General features: G+C 41.3%; 13 protein-coding genes. 4 read left to right on the top strand and 9 right to left on the bottom strand.

Annotated features, from left to right (window positions below; genetic code table 11):
- Window positions 1-248: 248 nt before the first annotated feature.
- On the top strand, window positions 249-746 hold the full coding sequence (locus tag HC733_RS06820; RefSeq protein WP_190364303.1) for a pyridoxamine 5'-phosphate oxidase family protein: 498 nt from the start codon (window positions 249-251) through the stop codon (window positions 744-746).
- A 219-nt stretch (window positions 747-965) separates the two neighbouring features.
- On the opposite strand, the gene HC733_RS06815 is transcribed toward HC733_RS06820, so the two are convergent.
- From HC733_RS06815 to HC733_RS06775, 9 genes are all read right to left on the bottom strand, one after another.
- On the bottom strand, window positions 966-2,075 hold the full coding sequence (locus HC733_RS06815) for a type 1 glutamine amidotransferase domain-containing protein (RefSeq protein ID WP_190364302.1): 1,110 nt from the start codon (window positions 2,073-2,075) through the stop codon (window positions 966-968).
- 99 nt (window positions 2,076-2,174) lie between these two features.
- Window positions 2,175-3,392, bottom strand: a complete 1,218-nt coding sequence (locus HC733_RS06810) for an Nramp family divalent metal transporter (protein WP_190364301.1) — start codon at window positions 3,390-3,392, stop codon at window positions 2,175-2,177.
- A gap of 67 nt (window positions 3,393-3,459) precedes the next feature.
- The gene (locus tag HC733_RS06805; RefSeq protein WP_190364300.1) at window positions 3,460-5,124 is read right to left on the bottom strand and encodes a methyl-accepting chemotaxis protein; all 1,665 of its coding nucleotides are present in this window, start codon (window positions 5,122-5,124) and stop codon (window positions 3,460-3,462) included.
- Window positions 5,121-5,984: a substrate-binding periplasmic protein gene (locus tag HC733_RS06800; RefSeq protein WP_190364299.1), complete on the bottom strand. Its 864-nt coding sequence runs from the start codon at window positions 5,982-5,984 to the stop codon at window positions 5,121-5,123. Before HC733_RS06800 ends, HC733_RS06805 begins: the two co-directional genes overlap by 4 nt.
- 46 nt (window positions 5,985-6,030) lie before the next feature.
- Window positions 6,031-8,652 (bottom strand): TonB-dependent receptor plug domain-containing protein, encoded by a 2,622-nt coding sequence (locus tag HC733_RS06795; RefSeq protein ID WP_190364298.1) that lies wholly within the window; start codon window positions 8,650-8,652, stop codon window positions 6,031-6,033.
- Between the two features lie 333 nt (window positions 8,653-8,985).
- Window positions 8,986-9,897 carry a hypothetical protein gene (locus HC733_RS06790; protein ID WP_190364297.1) on the bottom strand — a complete coding sequence of 304 codons (912 nt, stop codon included), beginning with the start codon at window positions 9,895-9,897 and terminating at the stop codon, window positions 8,986-8,988.
- Complete coding sequence (locus HC733_RS06785) at window positions 9,885-10,604, bottom strand: glycoside hydrolase family 25 protein (protein ID WP_190364296.1); 720 nt, start codon at window positions 10,602-10,604, stop codon at window positions 9,885-9,887. The genes HC733_RS06790 and HC733_RS06785 overlap by 13 nt, the downstream gene beginning before the upstream one ends.
- A gap of 99 nt (window positions 10,605-10,703) precedes the next feature.
- Window positions 10,704-13,094 (bottom strand): response regulator, encoded by a 2,391-nt coding sequence (locus HC733_RS06780; protein ID WP_190364295.1) that lies wholly within the window; start codon window positions 13,092-13,094, stop codon window positions 10,704-10,706.
- Between the two features lie 219 nt (window positions 13,095-13,313).
- The gene (locus HC733_RS06775; protein WP_190364294.1) at window positions 13,314-13,766 is read right to left on the bottom strand and encodes a DUF3293 domain-containing protein; all 453 of its coding nucleotides are present in this window, start codon (window positions 13,764-13,766) and stop codon (window positions 13,314-13,316) included.
- A 541-nt stretch (window positions 13,767-14,307) separates the two neighbouring features.
- Between HC733_RS06775 and HC733_RS06770 the strand changes: the two genes are divergently transcribed.
- The 3 genes from HC733_RS06770 to HC733_RS06760 all read left to right on the top strand — a co-directional run bounded on the left by HC733_RS06770 (window position 14,308) and on the right by HC733_RS06760 (window position 17,862).
- Window positions 14,308-14,697, top strand: coding sequence for a hypothetical protein (locus HC733_RS06770; RefSeq protein WP_190364293.1), 390 nt, complete (start codon window positions 14,308-14,310; stop codon window positions 14,695-14,697).
- A 291-nt stretch (window positions 14,698-14,988) separates the two neighbouring features.
- The gene (locus HC733_RS06765; RefSeq protein ID WP_190364292.1) at window positions 14,989-16,011 is read left to right on the top strand and encodes a hypothetical protein; all 1,023 of its coding nucleotides are present in this window, start codon (window positions 14,989-14,991) and stop codon (window positions 16,009-16,011) included.
- Window positions 16,012-16,284: 273 nt separating this feature from the next.
- On the top strand, window positions 16,285-17,862 hold the full coding sequence (locus HC733_RS06760; protein ID WP_190364291.1) for an ATP-binding cassette domain-containing protein: 1,578 nt from the start codon (window positions 16,285-16,287) through the stop codon (window positions 17,860-17,862).
- The last annotated feature ends 1 nt before the right edge of the window (window position 17,863 follow it).

Here is a 17,863-nt window from a genome sequence, read left to right as displayed (position 1 = left end):
GGCTTCACAAGGAGCCGGCTTCATATCAACATGGCAATAAGTACATTCGCTTTTATCATTGCACACAGTGCGGGTGTGTTACTCATTATCTCCCTACCGATAAAGGCAACCAACAACGCAGGCGGTTAACTTCAGAATGTTGCCAGCAAGTGAGAGTGAACAACTACAAATACGCGACTTCGATGGTGCTGACAGCTGGACATTCATCGAATAAGCCAATATCGACACTGTTAAGTTAAGGAAAACACATGATATCAGAACAACAGTGGAATGAGGTTAAACAGCTCTGTAAAGCGACATTACAATCGTCATTACACTTTTCAATTGCCTCTGTAGATAAACATGGATTGCCCCATATCACCCCTATTGGCTCTCTTATGTTAGGCCATTTAGCCGAAGGTCAGGGGCATGGGTGTTATTTTGAAATGTTCACTAAGAACATGTCTAGTAATATTGACCACAACAGCACCGTGTGTATTCTTGCGGTAAATAGCAGCAAGTGGTTTTGGCTACAGTCTTTAATAAAAGGCCGATTTTATGCGCCTCCCGCAGTGCGCTTATTGGCGCAAGTAGGACCTTTACGCAAAGCAAGCGACGCAGAAATACAGCGTTGGCAAAAACGGGTAAAACCACTTAGCTTTAGCAAAGGCCATCGATTAATGTGGCGTTCGATGAGCCATGTACGAGACGTCACAGTCACTGAGATAAAACCAGTGAAAATTGGCAAAATGACGCAAGTTGATTAACCTGAGCTTTGGTTAAGAGATTTACTAACATACTGATATTGAATTGGTAAATGTTTTTCAAATCTGCAGCCGGAAACTTTCAGGGATAACAAGGCGAATTTACGCGTCAATAGCTGGCCTATTGCAAGTAAATTCAACGCCGTTAGCGTTGAAAGTAGTCGCTGGAGATAGATTTATTATCCATAGCTCATGTTAATTAACAACTTGCGTCAACAAGTATCACTGTAGAGACAGCAGCAGTTCTTTTGCTTTTTGATTGTCTGGATGTGATTTGATCACCGCCTCTACCACAGCTTTGGCTTGCTGCTGTTTATTTTGTTTGATGTAGCCCTGCGCTAAATTTAAATCAAGCATTGGATGGTTTACTTGTTTTTGGGTCAGTTCCAGTAGCTTAACGGCGCTATCGACTGTTTGCTCTTGATTGGCAAACTGTAACTGATAAATACCCGACATTGCCACGAGCATAGTGTCATAGTCTTGTTTGTTTTGCTCATAGGTTGTTATCGCCTGCTGTTCTCCTGCCATCATTTTTGCAACCAAGGCCATGGTTTTATCGTCTTTATTAGGAGTCAGCGCGACCGGTTTTAACCCCAAAGCTCGCACCACTTCAGTTGCTGTATCAGCAGTTGAGAATGGGTTTTGACCGGTAATTAAATTGCCATCTATTTGTACATGATTTAGCATCAGTCCTGCTTGGGTAAACTGCGCACCGCGCTCTTTGAGTTTATCTTCTAGCAAAAACGCAAAGTGTGGTCGCCACTTTTTACCAAACGCCATTTCTTCTTCATTGGTAAAACCATTGACTCGCTTATTAGCAACTAAGTATTGACCATTACTGAGCTTTACATCTACAAATGCGGCGGGGCCGTGGCACACAGCAGAAACAACACCTTTTTGCTCGTATACATTTGCTATCAAAGTTTGCAGCGGCTTGTACTGGTGTAAATCAAACATAGGACCTTTACCGCCAACCACAAACACAGCATCGATATTATCTGCATCAAGCTCGCTTATTTTGTATGTCGTATTTAGCGCAGTCACCGCTTTAGTGTCTTGCAAAAACGCTTGGTTATATGGTTTTTGCTTATCAAATTCGTCAGCAACTGGCTTACCACCCGCAGGGCTTGCAAACGTTATGTCTAAGCCATTTGCCTTAAAAACACGATAAGCTTTACTTAGCTCGTCAAATTCATAGCCAGGTTGAACTAACTCGCCATCAGCATTGAGTTGACCATGGCTACTGAGCACCATAACCACATTTGGCGCATCACCTGCGTAAGTCGTAAAACTTGCTGCAATTAGAATCGTGGGTAATATCAATTTGTACATGAGAGGCTTCCTTTAACTTGTAGTTTGAATATCTAAGATGTTCACCCAAGCTAAAGGAAGAGATGTGAAATAACCGTGAAAAGCAAAAAATTGCGCGCTTTAATACAAACCCAGTGATTTTGCTATCAATCTCACCCCTAAAAACGCCGTAAATAGCAACACCGAAAAGCCCAAAAAGTTTGACCACTTAGTATTAGCATGCACCCCTAGCATACTGCGGTTGTTCATGACATACAGTAAGAAGCCCGCAATGATAGGTAACAATAAGCCATTGGCAAATTGCGCCAAAATAATGATTTGGATCGGCTGAACATTTGCCATAGAGAGCAGTGCCCCAATGATGATAATACTGATTGAAATCAGTCGAAATGATTTTGAATTAACGTCGCCTTTAAGATCAAGCAATTCAGAGATCACATATGCTGTGGCAAGCGGTGCGGTGATAACACTACTCAACCCTGCTGAAAACAGCCCAATACCCAGTAAATATTTAGATAAACTGCCAAAAGTAGGCTCAAAAATTATCGCCATATCAAGCGCATTATTAACACTCAAACCCATAGTAAAAATACTGGCCGCCGCCGTAGCGGTAACTAGAATGGCGATTAACCCGCCCAAGCCAATTGATACTATGGTGTCAGAGCGCGCTTTTGGAATGTCCTCTGGCGTTGACCAATGAGATTTGGCCGTTGATGCGTGTAAAAAGAGGTTATAAGGTACTACGGTCGTCCCAATCAGTGCTATCACCGTAAGCAAACTGCCCTCTGGGATCGCAGGTGAAACCAGCCCTTTAAATAACAACGCAAAGTCAGGCTTAACGAGGAAAAAGGTAATGATAAAAGCCAATGCCATAATAGAGACTAAGGTAATTAATATACGCTCTATTTGCCGATACGTGCCTTGCATCAAAATAATCGCTCCAATAGCAGTCAAGGCAATAATAGAGCCTCTAAAAATCCACTTATTTGGATTGGTTATCGCTTCAATACCCAGCGCGGCCCCCACTAAATTACCCGCTTCATAAGCCGCGTTGCCAATGCAAATGGCTATGATTATTAGCGCAAACAAAGGCCACTTCCAAAATGAATGGGATAGAGATTGATTGATGACTTCACCGAGGCCTTTTTGCGTAACAATGCCAACACGCGCCGACATCTCCTGCAGAATAATCGTTGCCACCGTTGCAAATAGCAAAGCCCACAGTAACGCATATCCGAAGTTGGCACCTGCTAACGTGCAGGCTGTTATTGTACCAGGGCCAATGAATGCCGCGGTTACAATCACGCCAGGGCCAAAATTTTTTAATTTAACGAGCATATATGCCATCCTGTTTTCAGAGAGTATTTGGCCAAAAGCTATTTAAAACTCAAGCCTTTGCTCAGGACTAAATTTTAAATCGATTAACAATAGCAGCCAGTTCACCTGCCTTTTTACTCAAATTAGAGCTGATCTCTAAATTGCGTTCGCCGATTGCGGCTGATTCTTTACTGTGCTCTGAAATCGACTCGGTACGCTGTGAAATTTCCTTATCAACAATGTCTTGCTCTTTTGTCGCACCCGCTATGTGCTCATTCACGTTTAAGATCTCATGAATAAACTGCACAATATGCTGCAAAGATTCAGAGGCTGAAGCTGCTTTTTCTACCGTAAGTGAACTGAAACTTTTACTCGAATCCATTGCGTTAACAGCATCCTTAGAACCATCGGTTAGGGTATTAATCACACATAATATTTGTGCTGCACTCTTTTGTGTTCTTGTTGCAAGCTCTCTAACCTCATCAGCCACCACCGCAAATCCGCGGCCTTGATCCCCCGCTCTTGCAGCTTCTATGGCGGCGTTGAGTGCTAATAGATTAGTTTGTTCAGCAATTTCTTGGATAATGGACAAAGACCCAGAAATATTACGAACATCACCTTCTAGCTTTGAGATAACGTTGCTTGCCTCATCAAGCTTTTTGGCCAAGGTGTTAACTGATTCGGTCGCTTCATCCACAGACGTTTGCGTTTTTTGCGCACTTTTATTGGCATTTTGTGCGGAGTTTGCTGCTTCATTGGCATTACGCGATATTTCTTCAGCCGATGCCGTCAGCTGCGTCATAGATGTTGCTATCATTTCTGTTTCAGATTGCTGGCGTAGCAAAATAGCGTTTATTTCTGACGATGCTGATGCAATCTGCTGAGTCTCTGCAACCACTTCATTGGTCAATTTGGCAACTTTGATGATCAACTCATGTAACTGCCCTAAGAAGATATTGAAGTTTCGACTTAAGCTATCAAATTCGGGCAAAGTAAAGTCAGGAATACGTGCGGTTAAATCCGCATCCCGTGCGGCAAATATATCGATGGTTTCTTCAAATTTTTGTAGCGGTACGGTAATACTCTTACTGATGATCAAGCCAAAAATAGCGACAACAATCGAAATTACAAGGGTGAATAAAAGAATGCCGCGAATGCTGTCTACCACTTGCTTATTGTTCTTCTCGCGCATTGATTTAAGCAAAGCATCAACATCTTCTGTGTAAAACCCCGTGCCCACAATAAGGTCCCAGTCTGGCAAGTAGATGCTGTATGCCAATTTGGGGATAGCTTCGCTCTGATCGGGTTTTGGAAAATAGTAAACGGAGTAACCCTCTCCACTTTTAGCAGAATCAATAATATCCTTAACTAGGTAATTACCTCTTTTGTCTTTTAAGTCTATGAAGTTTTTACCTATGCCTTGGCTACTATCTCCTTGCATAACTCGTGTGCCATCTGGTTTAAAAGCAAATAAGTAGCCTGACTGACCAAATTTAATATTGCGTAATAGCTTAATAACTTCCGACTCAGGGCTATTGTTGCGCTTTAAATCAAATAACGCACTTTGTGCAATCTCTAAGTAGGCTTTTAGTTCAACGCGTTTCATACGCATCATTTCTTTTTTGCTTAATTCTTCTTGCGCTTCACTGAGCTTTTTTGCCTCAACATAGGTAAGCGTGATCACGACGGAGGAGATAATGATAACGGGAATTAAAGATAGCAATATCAGCCTAGACTTAATCTTCAGTTTCATTCTCTGGTTCCTCTTACCAGCAACGCCTGTGTTGCTTTGAGTTCACTATCAACCATATCAGCACCTATCTGTGGGCTGCTGAGCGGCTTTGGTTGATGCTCTCTGTAATGCTTTAAATACTCATCTACGATTTTTTGATACGTGCCATCTTCTTTCATGTCTCGAATTGCAACGTCTACACGTTTTTTAATCGATTCAAGCTTTTTGCTCTTCGAAAAGGCAATATAACTGGGAATGTCATAAGCATAAGAAGGGATTGGCTGCACTTTGTCTTCAATTCCCAAACGTTTTAGAATTTCAAAACCGCCTAATTGATTGCTTATAACGACATCCACTCTGTCGGCAAGCAGCAATTTAAAGCTATTTATGCCGGTGTCGGTGGTTACTAAGTTTTCTAACGTGCCAGATTGAATGGCATTATCTATCTCCTCACCATAACTCACCTTTCGCACAATACCGATGCGATAGGGAGATAAAGAAGCGATACGACCACTAAAGTAAATGGGGTGGCTTTTTAGGGCAAAAAAACTAATTGACTGCTCAATTAATACCTCTTGGGAATAGTCCATGAAGGTTTCTCTTTCAGGCGTTTTGTAGATAGTAAAAATACCGTCCACACGACCTGCTTTAACCTCTCTTATCGCTCTTCCCCAAGGCATAAATACGATATTAATAGGTTGATCTATACGTGAAAAAGCTTCTTGCACAATTTCAACTGCAATACCACTGGCGTCTTGAGCCCCTTGAAATTCATAAGGCGGGTACTCAAGCGTAGCCAGATTGATAATGCGAGCATGCACGTTAGAAGCCAATAGTGAGCTTACAAACAACAGTGCAACAATAATTAATTTACACCCCATTTTTGCTATTCTTTTTCAGTATTCAAGATGACCATCCGTTTAACGATTAAAAACTAAACTGAAACTTGATATAGGCGCGTCGTCCCCTTGGGTCACCAGTGCGAGGATCGTAACTTCCCGCAACAGCAACATAAGGCGGTGCCTCGTCGGTGGCATTGACCACGCCAACAATTAAGTTAGTTTCAGAGTCTTCTTTTAAAACTTGCCCTAAGTTCACACTGTACTGCAAGTCAAGTGTATTGAACGATTCGATATTTGCGCCACTGATATCATTGGTGTAGCTGGCAACATGTCGAGCATAGATGTTTGCTCTGTGCATGCCATTTGACCAATTAAGGCCTATGCTGCCACGCAGACGAGGAGATGGATTTCCTACAGTATTTAGGTTCAACTTACCTAACCCGTCTGTGGTTTTACCACTGGCGTCCATTAGGTCATAGCTAAGTAAATACGTTGCTTTAAGCTGTGGAGAAAAATCGCCATAATCAGTTCGGTAAATTGTCGAAGCACTGATATCAATGCCTGAGGTATCAATGGCTTCTGCATTGATAAATTTGGTATTGACGATGGAAATCGTGCCTGCTGATGTTCTAATAACACGTGAAGGGTCGTTCGGATTAGCATTTACAACCGCTTGATGACTTTCTCTTGTAAGTACATCTTCAAAGGAGAAATCCCAATAATCCATATCAAACGTGAAATCATCATAGGCATAAGACACACCTAAATTGAGTGCCTCGGAGGTTTCAGGAACTAGGTTTGGATCGCCAATGGTGCGATTGCCGCCGAAGGTCGTTGAACCATCTTCTGGGTCTGTGATGTTGGCAAAGTTCGTTTGCACACCTTGCAATTGATGAACAGAAGGTGCTCTAAACGAAGTACTAAAGGTACCTCTAAAAGAAAGCTCTTCAGTAGCTAACCATAAAAATGAGACTTTGGGGTTAGTAGTGTCTCCACCAAATTCGCCGTAATCCTCATACCTAACGGCTGCGCCTAACTCTAAGTTTTCGCTCACCGGTAATAGTACTTCTGCAAATAAAGCTTTAACGTCGCGCTCGCCAGTGAAATTTTGGTTACCAATTAAAAAAGCAAAACTATCTTGCTGTGTAAATGAGTCGTATACATTATTGATAGACTCATCACGATACTGAATGCCGATGGCAAAGCCTACGTCTCCCCCATCTAACTCAAATAATGAGTCTCCGGTGATAACGGCTTCATACACGCGCATTTCTGACTCAGCATCACCCATATAGTCACCGATAATGTAGTGTCTTAAGAGTTCATTGTCTGGGTCTTGTGGGTCAAATGGATTGAAGTAATAACACTCACCCACTCCAGCCTCTGACGTTGCAGCACCGCTACATTTGTTGCCTCCAAATCCGTGTAAAGCCGCTTGGAAGTTATCTGTGATAACGTCTCTTGGATTTAAAATGGCGTCATTAGCTGCAGCAACAAAAGACGCCTGCCAATAGATACCTTCAGTTATCTCACCATCTGCACCAAACGCGACTCTTGTTGTGGTGTGATCGTAGTAATTTGTTTCTGTTGGTTTACCAACACCATATGGTCTGCCACGGAAGAAAATGTCTTCGCCATAAGGGTTATCTGGGTGTGAGGCCAAAATACTGGGCGCATTTAAAACCGGAAAACTCGGTGATACCTCACGGGTGATTTTATTTCTGGCATAGCCAAGCTCTGCCCACATCCGCGTATTATCATTCCAGTCCCACGTGGCGCGAGCGTATGCTTGAAGTCTGTCTTCGTCTGGCACAGCGGTAATTTGAGGACCAAAGTCAAACAAGCAAAATGAGTTGCCATTTGAGCCTTGTGACAAACTGCCACCATTGGCAACACAGTTGGGGTCGGCAACCGTTAAGCCACTAGGATTATTTTCATCGGCTAACGAGGGAATAACAAAACTACCAGGATTGCCAAAGCTACTTGTTGCAGGCTTTAACCAATCAACTTCGTCTAATAATAAGCTAGAACGTTCTAAGTAACTGATAGCCAGCAACATGTGGGCGGAGTCTCCGACGTATCCGCCATAGGCAAAGTCAATTTTGGTATCATCTTGACTACCTTCACTCCAGCGACTGCGATATTCATATTGAACTTCGCCACCTTCTAAATCATCACGGGTAATAAAGTTAACTACCCCCGCAACGGCATCCGAACCATAGATAGCAGATGCACCATCTTTAAGAATTTCAACGCGTTTGATAGCAAGCGCTGGCACTAACGAAGCGGTATCAACAAAACTCGCACCTTGATCCGTCACAACTGCCGATGTGACTTGCCTAATACCATTGAGCAATACTAAAGTAGAAGACACCCCCAACCCTCTAAGGTTGACGTTTGACGTACCTACCGTAAAGTTTTGCGACAAATTGTCAGAATTATTTTGTGAGCCTGCATTGAAGGGGAGTACTTCAATTAAATCACGCACATCATTAGCACCTATGTCAGTTAAGTCACTCAGTTCAGTGCTAGAGATTGGTGATGAGCTTTCAGCTTGTATCGAACGCCTTATTCGCGAACCAGTTACCGTAATTGTTTCAATTGAGTTTTGAGCTTGCACATCTTCATTTGACTCGGCATAAGCACCTGTAGGTATAGAGAGTATGCTCAAGCACCAAAGCAGGTGAGGTTTATAATTACTCATCATTTCCTCGCTTAAGTTTCACTTTAATATAGAGCTTTCAGCCACCTCCATGTGTCAAGAGCGCGTAAAACAAAACAACTAGATCAAGCATAGTCTGGTATTTTTAAAAGTCACAAATAAGCGATTTCGGTTTGCTATTTTTCAAAAAGAAAGGGATGAATTATTCAATAGAGGAGGGTTTAAAAAAGAGATGACAAGTAAAACCAAGTTAAGAAACAAAAAATAGGCATATTTAATGCAAGTCAAGGCATTTACAATAAATGCCTTGGCGAATGCCTTGGCGAATGCCTTGGCGAATGCCTCGGCGAATGCCTCGGCGAATGCCTTACCATGAGGTTAATTTTGTGTCGCTTGCTGCGAGCTTTTCAATAAACTCTGTAAACAGCGCCTGATCGTTAAGTAAAGCAGTCCTGCAAACAGCAAAGGTAGTAAAACGAAGGCAATAAATTTGTGCGCAAGGTTATGAGTTACAACGCTGTTACCTTTTAGTACTTTGTCTGAGAGTTTAACCGCTAGCGCCTTATGTAATACCTTAACTCCATGTTTAGCATTCTCTTTGAGATCGGTACTAGATAATTCTGTGTGCATCTCCTGAGCGACATCGCTGAAATAACCAATATCCGCTTTATGGCCAAGCTCAGCAGCCACAAGCGTAGAGGTTTGAGCACTCACATGAATACTGTATGGAATTATCATATGGCAAAGCACAAAAACCATAGCAAACGCTTTTGCTAACCACTGCAAGCTAGGGCGATGACGTAATTTAGGCTCAAACACACACAAAAGCGCCCATAAGCTTACATACATCAGCATTGCCTGAAATAGCCATGGTGAAAGCTGTTCAGCCAAAAAAGTAAATGCCTGTATTGCGCCAACCAACGCCAAAGACCAAAACAAATAATGGCTGGTTTTTTCAAGCAGGTTTGATAAGTCTGTCAGCAGACTCCCTATTTCCACATTGAAATCAACAATAAAAGAAATGCCAAACTGGCTACTTTTGGCAACGTTGAGCGCAGCATTAAGTGTATTTACATCAGCTAGATCTTTGAGTATTTGCTGCTCGACTTGTTGTAAATAATGTTGATTTGATTGATATAACTGTTTGTTATCATTAATTAAAGTGCTTTTAGCAAAATGCCCTTGCACGATAGCTACTAGTACCCAAACTCCCAAAACACCAAGCACGGTCGCCATCAATCGGTATTGCTGCTTTACAACCAATTGCCTCAGTGATGTTAGTAATTGCATTTTAGCGCCTCCAATCCTTGTTGCTCATTAAGGACTTTGTCTAAATCAACTGGAGTATCAACCCCAGGTACCGAGCCCTTTTGCGAATATTGCCAAATCTGAATATTCTTGAGCTTTGCAGGTGGTTGCATGGTTTGATTATATTCTGCAAACCAAAATGGATAGTCATTAAACTCAACGCCTATATTTGCTTGCCAAAAACTACCATAACTATAAATTAGCGGTTTGCATCCAGTTCGCTGCTCCAGTGCAGTTAAAAATTGTTGTAGCCGAGCTTTAATTTGTGCGGCACTTTGCGAGCGCTGTAACTCAACATCTATCATAGGTGTTAGGCTAAGCGACTTACCTTCAATGTGATTTAAAAAATTGTCTAACTGTGCTTGCGGATCATCTTCTGGTTCAAAAAAGTGATAGGCTCCCACCGCTAAGTTGGTTGCTTTTACGCCTTCAAGGTTTTGAAAGTATTTTGGATCTGTATAAGTAATGCCATCTGTCGCTTTCAAATAAACAAACTTAATGCCACTTTGCGCAACTTTTTGCCAATCAACCTGACCTTGATCATGAGATACATCTATACCGTGAGTACCTTGTGTAAAATCAGCGGTTGGCTGTGCTGATAAAAACGTCTCAAACAGCATAGGTCTGGTGATACATAGTATAGCGATGATCAGCAACACGGCTATCTGAGTTAACAATCTATAACTCATCTCATTTCCTTGAAACGTTTCGCAAATGGAAATTATATTAATTTATTCAGCAATTTAATTATAAAACCGCTCAAAAGTACAGACGTTAAATACAAAAAATTAACATACCAACCAACGTGCCAATACTTCTTTTAGCTTTTCGAGTTTCACGGGTTTACTGATAAAGTCATCCATTCCGGCATTAAAGCATGTGTTGATGTCTTCAGAAAAAATATTGGCAGTAAAGGCAATGATGGGTAAATGGCGGAATTCATTCATTTGCCGAATACGTTTAGCAGTCTCTAAACCATCTAAATTCGGCATATTCACATCCATAAGTACTAAATCAAAGTGTCTTTGTTTAAGTAACTCAAGAGCGAGTAATCCATCTTTGGCTGTGCTCACCTCTAAACCAAGTTTCACCAGCATTGCACTTACAACCACAAGATTCACATCGTTGTCTTCTGCAAGTAACACATGCCCCGTTAATAGCTCAGGGAGTTGTTTTACTGTGCCTATCTCTTGCTCTGAACCATCATCTGCAACTTCGACAGGTAACGTAATAAATACTTTAGTGCCAGTCCCTAGTTGCGACTCCATATAAATAGAGCCCCCCAGTAATGCCAGTAACTCTTTACACAAGCTAAGCCCAAGCCCAGTACCAGCATATCGATTAAGAGAAGTTCCCTGAGCCTGTTTAAAAGGTTCAAATACACGCTCTAAGTCTTGTTCAGAAATACCAATCCCCGTATCACAAACCGTTATCTTCAAGATATCTTGAGATTTGTAACTTTGCAGCTCTATATCTAAACGCACATGGCCTTTATCAGTAAACTTGATGGCGTTCCCCAGCACATTGATTAAAATCTGCTGTAGCCGTGCAATATCACTGCGTACAAATTGGGGCACTGTTGGTGAGATATTGGTATTTAGCTCCAAGCCTTTTTCAGCTGCTAATGGCTTTACCATATTCATACTACTATCAACCAAATCCATCACCGAAAAGCAGCTAATTTGAGCCTCTGCTTGCCCTTCTTCTAATTTTGACAAATCGAGTATGTTATTGATCATATTAAGTAAGTGATTACTTGATTGACTGCATATATGCAGCAACTGCGTTTGTTCGTTGCTAAGATCTTCGCTTTCTTTCAACAGCTCTATTGTGCCTAATATGCCATTAAGCGGTGTGCGAATTTCATGACTCATATTGGCTAAAAAGCGGCTTTTTGCATGGCTACTTCTTTGTGCCTGCTGCTCTGCTTCTTTTAACTTTTCAGTACGAACTAACACGCGTTTTTCTAGGTTATGCTCTCGTTGCTCCAACTCTTTGCGCATGTGCTTAAACGCCCGAGCTAAATCGCCTAGTTCATCTTTACCAGTAGAATTTATTGGATAGTCATAATGGCCCGATGAGAGCTTTTGAGCAGCGGTAGTTAACTCTTTAATAGGTGCATATAATTTTGCAGTTAACCACCAAGCGATAAATAGCACCATTACAAATACGCCTGCAAGTACTGCCCATAAAAGGTGTTGAAGCGACTGCACTTGAGCAAACATCAGCTCGTCGGGCAATATCATTGCAATGCTGTAATCAGCAGACTCAATGGGCGCAAAAAATATGTGCTCAACCTGCCCATGCTCCACATTAGTTAACGTCTCATAACCGCTATGCCCTGCTAACATTCTTAACCCAATGGCTTTGAGCTCAGCGTTATTTTGCTCAGTAATATATTGTATTTTCGCCTCATGCTCGCCCATATCATTAACAACAAGCTCCCCGTTGCTGCGGCGTAAATGGATCACTTTGTCTTTATCCCAATGATAAATAAAAGCCCCGTGGGCAGATACTACCATCACCCGAGCTTTATTTGTGAATGAGTGTTCCATTTTCTCTTTTACTATTGTGGTTAGCCTATCGATTTCTTGCCAGGGAATACTGCCAGCTAATAGACCCACAAGTGTATCTTGCTCATTGATGATACTGGCACTAATAACCAATTGTTTAATGCCCGTAGTGTAGGAGATCATGGGCTCGGACACGTAAATAATAGGCTGCTGCTCGGTATTTTGTCCGATGGCTATTTGCCAATAATCACGCTGAACAAGGCTTTTTTTACGAGCGTTTGGGTCTAAATCATTGAATGTACGACGTAGTCCCTGAGCGGGGTTGCCACCTTCAGTGTTATAAAAACTGCCGTCAAGCTCACCAACAATGAACTTCTCATATATGCCATTACTGCGGTTTTTTTCATTTTGTAAATAGTGCAGCATTTGGCTAAATTGCATGCTTTGCACACGCTGATCGTTCACCATTACTGCCAGTTCAGCTTTGCGCTGACTAAAGTATCGGTCAAACACCATAGCCCCATTACCCAGCTGTGCTTGTATCGCTTTAATACTGAGCTGTTTAGTCAGTTCACTGGTATGCGTCACGGTTAGTGCAAAAACCAACAGTAAAGGCAATAACGAACAAAATAACAACACACTTATCAAACGATGTTTTAAACGCATATTAACCAATTGAATGATGATGGTGCTTTAGAGTTTAGTCTAAATACAGGAGCCATAGGCAAATCTAAACGATTTGCTTTATTAAGCTTTGAAGTGTCCTTACAACAAGATTAGTTAACTCACAAAGAAGTAACTAAGATGAGTAGGTAACGTTTGCTAAGAGAGCCTGAATTTTGTCAGCACGACGATAGTTGTGCCTAGATGAAAATAAGTGTTTTTTCATTCTGAACTTGTTTTAGAATCTCGCACCTTAAACGAGTCGTTTTCAATGCGCGCTGCCTTTTTATGTACATCACTGAGTTTTTTTAGTGCAAGATTGTTTACAGGCAAAGGAACTTGCACAAATCTAGCCCTAATATCAGTACATACAATACGCTTACGCTTGTTTGCTGATACTTCCACAAGCCATAAGCAGCTACTTGTATCTATGTAATAAAAAGCCAATTGATTTAATCGCTTAGCAAGTTTACAGGCCGTATCAAGTGACACTTTAACCATTACACTGAGTTCTCTGTAACTAAATGATTTGTTGCCACCCCAAAGACCAACGTAGCTAAAACCAGCTCGATTTAGCTCATTTAATGAACTCATCGCCATTAAATTATTTCTTTTCTTAGTGTGCTTTCTACCCAAAGGGTTCCAAAGGCTTATTACTGCACTGTTTTTCGGCATTTGAATGACGTTCGGCTTATGCCGCTTCACATTGCACAAATCACAAGGCTGAAAATAAACTTGCCGGTACACTTGCCAAAGGCGTTGAGTTATCAAAGTTTCTGCCTCACTACTAACATATTGACTTAAACCACTATAATGCCAAATTCGTTAGCAAAGCCACGCTATCTTCTTAAGTCATCATCTAACAAAAATTAAATTAATACTTTTTAACTAGCACACACCACACAATAAACTGAGCAAATTTAATACATTAAAATTTGTAAATACAAATAAAAAAACCAGCAAGCATAGTGCGCATTTGTGACAAATTCCACCTTTAAAAATAATATACTCATTGCTAAAAAAACGTCGTTATTTTTACACGTGGAATAAAAAATTTACGGGAAAATAAAACATTACCAATTGATTTAAATCAATTTTTTAAATTAAAGCGCAACCTAAAATGTCATCAAAATTTAACGTGCAAAGTTAAATTTTAACGCTAGGATACTCCCGCCACTGAGGCAATTATCACTTTTAATTTAGAAGGAATTCTTTTGTGAAAAAATTACTGTTAACCACGATTTTAGGTCTAATTTCATCTGCTAGCTTTTCATCTTTAGCGACACCAGACCTTGCATCTGGCTATTTTTCTCCGCAAGAAGTATTAGAATATGGTCGTACGTATCAAGTGGTAAAAGAGCAGTTAAATAACGCTGGATATGAACTTCAAGGGTGTGAGCAAAACCCAGTGTATTACTTTGCCCCACCAAGTGAGGAAGTATATCTGTTTGCTCAGGCTGAGTGTTACTACTCCATTCCAAAAGATCCGAGCAAATATGCATTTCGCACAGATTATGCAACCGTTGTTGTAGATATCCACTATCATCAAGTTAATTTCTTATATCATGAAGGTAATGTTAACGTGAGTTACTTTACCGCTTACTAAGCAAATTAAGTAAGCTACATTACTACAATAATAATGTGAGGTGCACAGCGTCGCCTCACATACTCTGAGTCACTTTTAGCCTCTGTAATAAATATTTTTTCCTTCCAACCTTTTCGTTAGTAAAACCGTCTTATAGGTGGTTAAGTTAACCAATAATTAGTGTTTGTGATTAAAATCACAGTATTAAAAAATTCATTAGAATAAAAATAACATATAAATCAAACACTAAAACATTGGCATTGCGCTTGCTCACTCTTGTTCGAAAATTATAAAAATACCTTGGGATATTTCATGCTAAAACACATTACACCTCTATTATCTGCAGTTATATTAAGCGGCTGTGTTGTACATATTAATACCGCCTCAGCAGATGCAAACGTACATGTACAACGTCAACTTCAGTTATCTGCCAGTAGTTTAAAATCTCTGTCTGCGCGTGCAAACGCGGGAGATATTAAAATTATTGGTAGTTCAACTACATCAGAAATAACCGCCAACGCGGATATTTACACCCATGAGCCAAACCAATTCGTGTTTACGTTAGCGCAGCAAGGAGATTCCGCAGTGCTTATCGCAGAAGTTGATTCACACGTATCTTTTGGGTTTGTTACTTCAGCACCACGTATCGACATGACCATCACCATGCCAAGTCACCTAGCGTTAGCGCTTGAAGACTCTTCGGGTGATATTACAATCAACGGCTTAAATGCAGATATTAGTGTTAAAGATGACTCTGGAGATATCGCCATTAATGGAGGAGCCAATATCACCTTAAATGACGGCTCGGGCAGCATAAATTTAAATAATGTGACTGGAAAACTAGACATAGAGGATGACTCAGGCGATATCTCAATTGTTGGCGGAAAAAGCCTAACGTTAACCGATGACGCTGGTGACATCAGCATTTCAGGCATAACTGGCGATATGGAAATTAAAGATGACTCAGGTGACATCAAAATCGTCGGAGGTCAAAATCTGGCACTTCTTGATGACGCAGGCAATATCGACATTACTCAAGTGCATGGCGAGATTTCAATCATTGATGGCCCTGGTAATTTAAATATTAAAGGCGGTGAAAATATCACCATTGTTGACGAAGCAGGCAATATTCAAGTTACGGATGCAAAAGGCGATGTAAGCATTAACGATGGCAGTGGCGATCTTCGCGTTAATAACACCCAAGGTAATGTAACGATAAACGATGATGCTGGTGATATTTACATTGATGGCGCACAGAGCCTTGCCATTGAAAGTGATACTTCAGGTGGCCTGCATGTTGATAAAATTAAACAAGGTGTAAAAGTTAAGCAATAGCGCTTTGTTAAAAAAATAAAAAGAGCAAGATAACCACCTGCTTGCTCTTTATTTTTGTGTATTGAGTTATTAGACTAACCCTATCTTACGCATTGGAGTAAACGCCATCATGAACAACTAAGTCCTGTTATCCATTTTTATCAGTTTATTTTTTGGATCTACAGGGTTAGTGAACGTGGCTTTGCGTTTATATCTCCTATCAATATTTTATTCGCTATTACTGCGAATTAACCTCTTTGCCCGTTTGCTGCCCCTAGTTTTTAGGAGGCACCTATGAGTGTTTTACACGCATATAATTTAAGTTACCAATTTGGCAATGGTGACACGCTATTTAAAGATTTAAGCTGCACCCTTTCACATCAACGCACTGCATTGGTGGGTGATAATGGTGTAGGTAAATCAGTTTTGGGCAAACTGTTGGCAAAACAACTCACACCGAGTCAAGGCTCAGTTGAGCAGTGTGAACAAGTGGCGCTGTTTAGCCAAGAGACGCAGCCGCTGATGAGCAGTGATATCACTATCGCCCAGTTTCTCGGCGTTGATAAAGCCCTAGCAGCGCTTGAAGCTATTGCGCGGGGAGAATATGAGCAAACGCTGTTTGACGCGGTCGCTGAGCAGTGGCAACTCCCTGAACAGCTATCCGCACAACTTATAGAGCTAGGTTTAACGAGTGACCCTCATGCCCTGTGTTGTTCACTCAGCGGGGGGCAGCTTGCCAAATTAAGGTTATGGCAGTTGTTTACTAGTAGCGCCAAGGTGCTTATTTTGGATGAACCAAGTAATCACTTAGATAGCAACGGGCGTGCATGGCTGATTGAGCAACTCAATCAATTTAGCGGTTACGTATTGTTGATAAGTCACGACCAACAACTGCTTCAGCATGTCGCACATATATGGGAGCTAAGCAACATAGGGTTAAAGCAGTGCGGCGGTAATATCTGTTATTATTTGCAGCAAAAGCACCAAGAGCAACAAGCAATTAATAAGCAGTTACAAGAAGTAAAACGCCAGCAAACACAACTGAAATTAGCAGCACAAAAAGACAGAGAAAAAGCTCAGCAACGTGCAGCGCAAGGTAAAAAGCTGCGCGTGCAAGGCAGCCAAGCAAGGGTACTGCTTAACAGTCAAAAAGACAAAGCCGGCGCTAACTTGGCCGCAAAACAAAAAAACCAGCAACAGCGCAATCAAAAACTGCACAACAAAAATGAGCAATTACAGTTAAAAAGTCAGCACAATAATGCCATACAGTTTTACTTAAGTGAGCCTTCCGAGTGTGGGAAAGTAAAAAAGACACTCGTCTCTTTAGTCAATTTACAGCTTCCATTTGGCAACGCTTCAGCACTTAATTTACAGGTAAAAACGTCGCAAAAATGGCATATAAAAGGCGGTAATGGCTGTGGCAAGTCTACCTTGCTAAAGGTTTTGCAAAACACTTTGAAGCCCCTATCAGGAGAGCTCAAAGTAAATACCTCGCTGAGCTATGTTGATCAGCATTTTAGTCAATTGCCGTCGCTGCTTAATGCAACTGAAGTTGTTGAACAGTACTGCCCAACAGTCACCCGTAGCGATCGTTACACACTGCTTGCTAGCATTGGTTTAAAACACAAAAAAGTTGAGCAACCCATAAGCTCACTCAGTGGCGGAGAAAAAATGAAATTAACCTTGTTATGCGCAAGCCACCAGTTACCCACGCCTTTGCTACTTCTTGACGAACCAGACAACCACTTAGATTTAATATCAAAGCAGCAACTTGCTAAGGCGCTTAACCGCTATCAAGGGAGTTTTTTGCTGATAAGCCATGACGATTATTTTGTTAAGCAAGTTGGTGTGGCCCATACGCTAGCTATGTAAG

It is taken from the genome of Pseudoalteromonas sp. S16_S37, assembly GCF_014694405.1.
Classification (GTDB): Bacteria; Pseudomonadota; Gammaproteobacteria; order Enterobacterales; family Alteromonadaceae; genus Pseudoalteromonas.
Note: the sequence above shows the minus strand (reverse complement) of the source record. Positions and strands in the feature narration are given on the sequence as shown.

Excerpts from the sequence above, each read along its gene's own strand:
- HC733_RS06820 (WP_190364303.1), top strand. The coding sequence starts at position 249 with ATGATATCAGAACAACAGTGGAATGAGGTTAAACAGCTCTGTAAAGCG.
- HC733_RS06815 (WP_190364302.1), bottom strand. The coding sequence starts at position 2,075 with ATGTACAAATTGATATTACCCACGATTCTAATTGCAGCAAGTTTTACG.
- HC733_RS06810 (WP_190364301.1), bottom strand. The coding sequence starts at position 3,392 with ATGCTCGTTAAATTAAAAAATTTTGGCCCTGGCGTGATTGTAACCGCG.
- HC733_RS06805 (WP_190364300.1), bottom strand. The coding sequence starts at position 5,124 with ATGAAACTGAAGATTAAGTCTAGGCTGATATTGCTATCTTTAATTCCC.
- HC733_RS06800 (WP_190364299.1), bottom strand. The coding sequence starts at position 5,984 with ATGGGGTGTAAATTAATTATTGTTGCACTGTTGTTTGTAAGCTCACTA.
- HC733_RS06795 (WP_190364298.1), bottom strand. The coding sequence starts at position 8,652 with ATGATGAGTAATTATAAACCTCACCTGCTTTGGTGCTTGAGCATACTC.
- HC733_RS06790 (WP_190364297.1), bottom strand. The coding sequence starts at position 9,897 with ATGCAATTACTAACATCACTGAGGCAATTGGTTGTAAAGCAGCAATAC.
- HC733_RS06785 (WP_190364296.1), bottom strand. The coding sequence starts at position 10,604 with ATGAGTTATAGATTGTTAACTCAGATAGCCGTGTTGCTGATCATCGCT.
- HC733_RS06780 (WP_190364295.1), bottom strand. The coding sequence starts at position 13,094 with ATGCGTTTAAAACATCGTTTGATAAGTGTGTTGTTATTTTGTTCGTTA.
- HC733_RS06775 (WP_190364294.1), bottom strand. The coding sequence starts at position 13,766 with ATGCCGAAAAACAGTGCAGTAATAAGCCTTTGGAACCCTTTGGGTAGA.
- HC733_RS06765 (WP_190364292.1), top strand. The coding sequence starts at position 14,989 with ATGCTAAAACACATTACACCTCTATTATCTGCAGTTATATTAAGCGGC.
- HC733_RS06760 (WP_190364291.1), top strand. The coding sequence starts at position 16,285 with ATGAGTGTTTTACACGCATATAATTTAAGTTACCAATTTGGCAATGGT.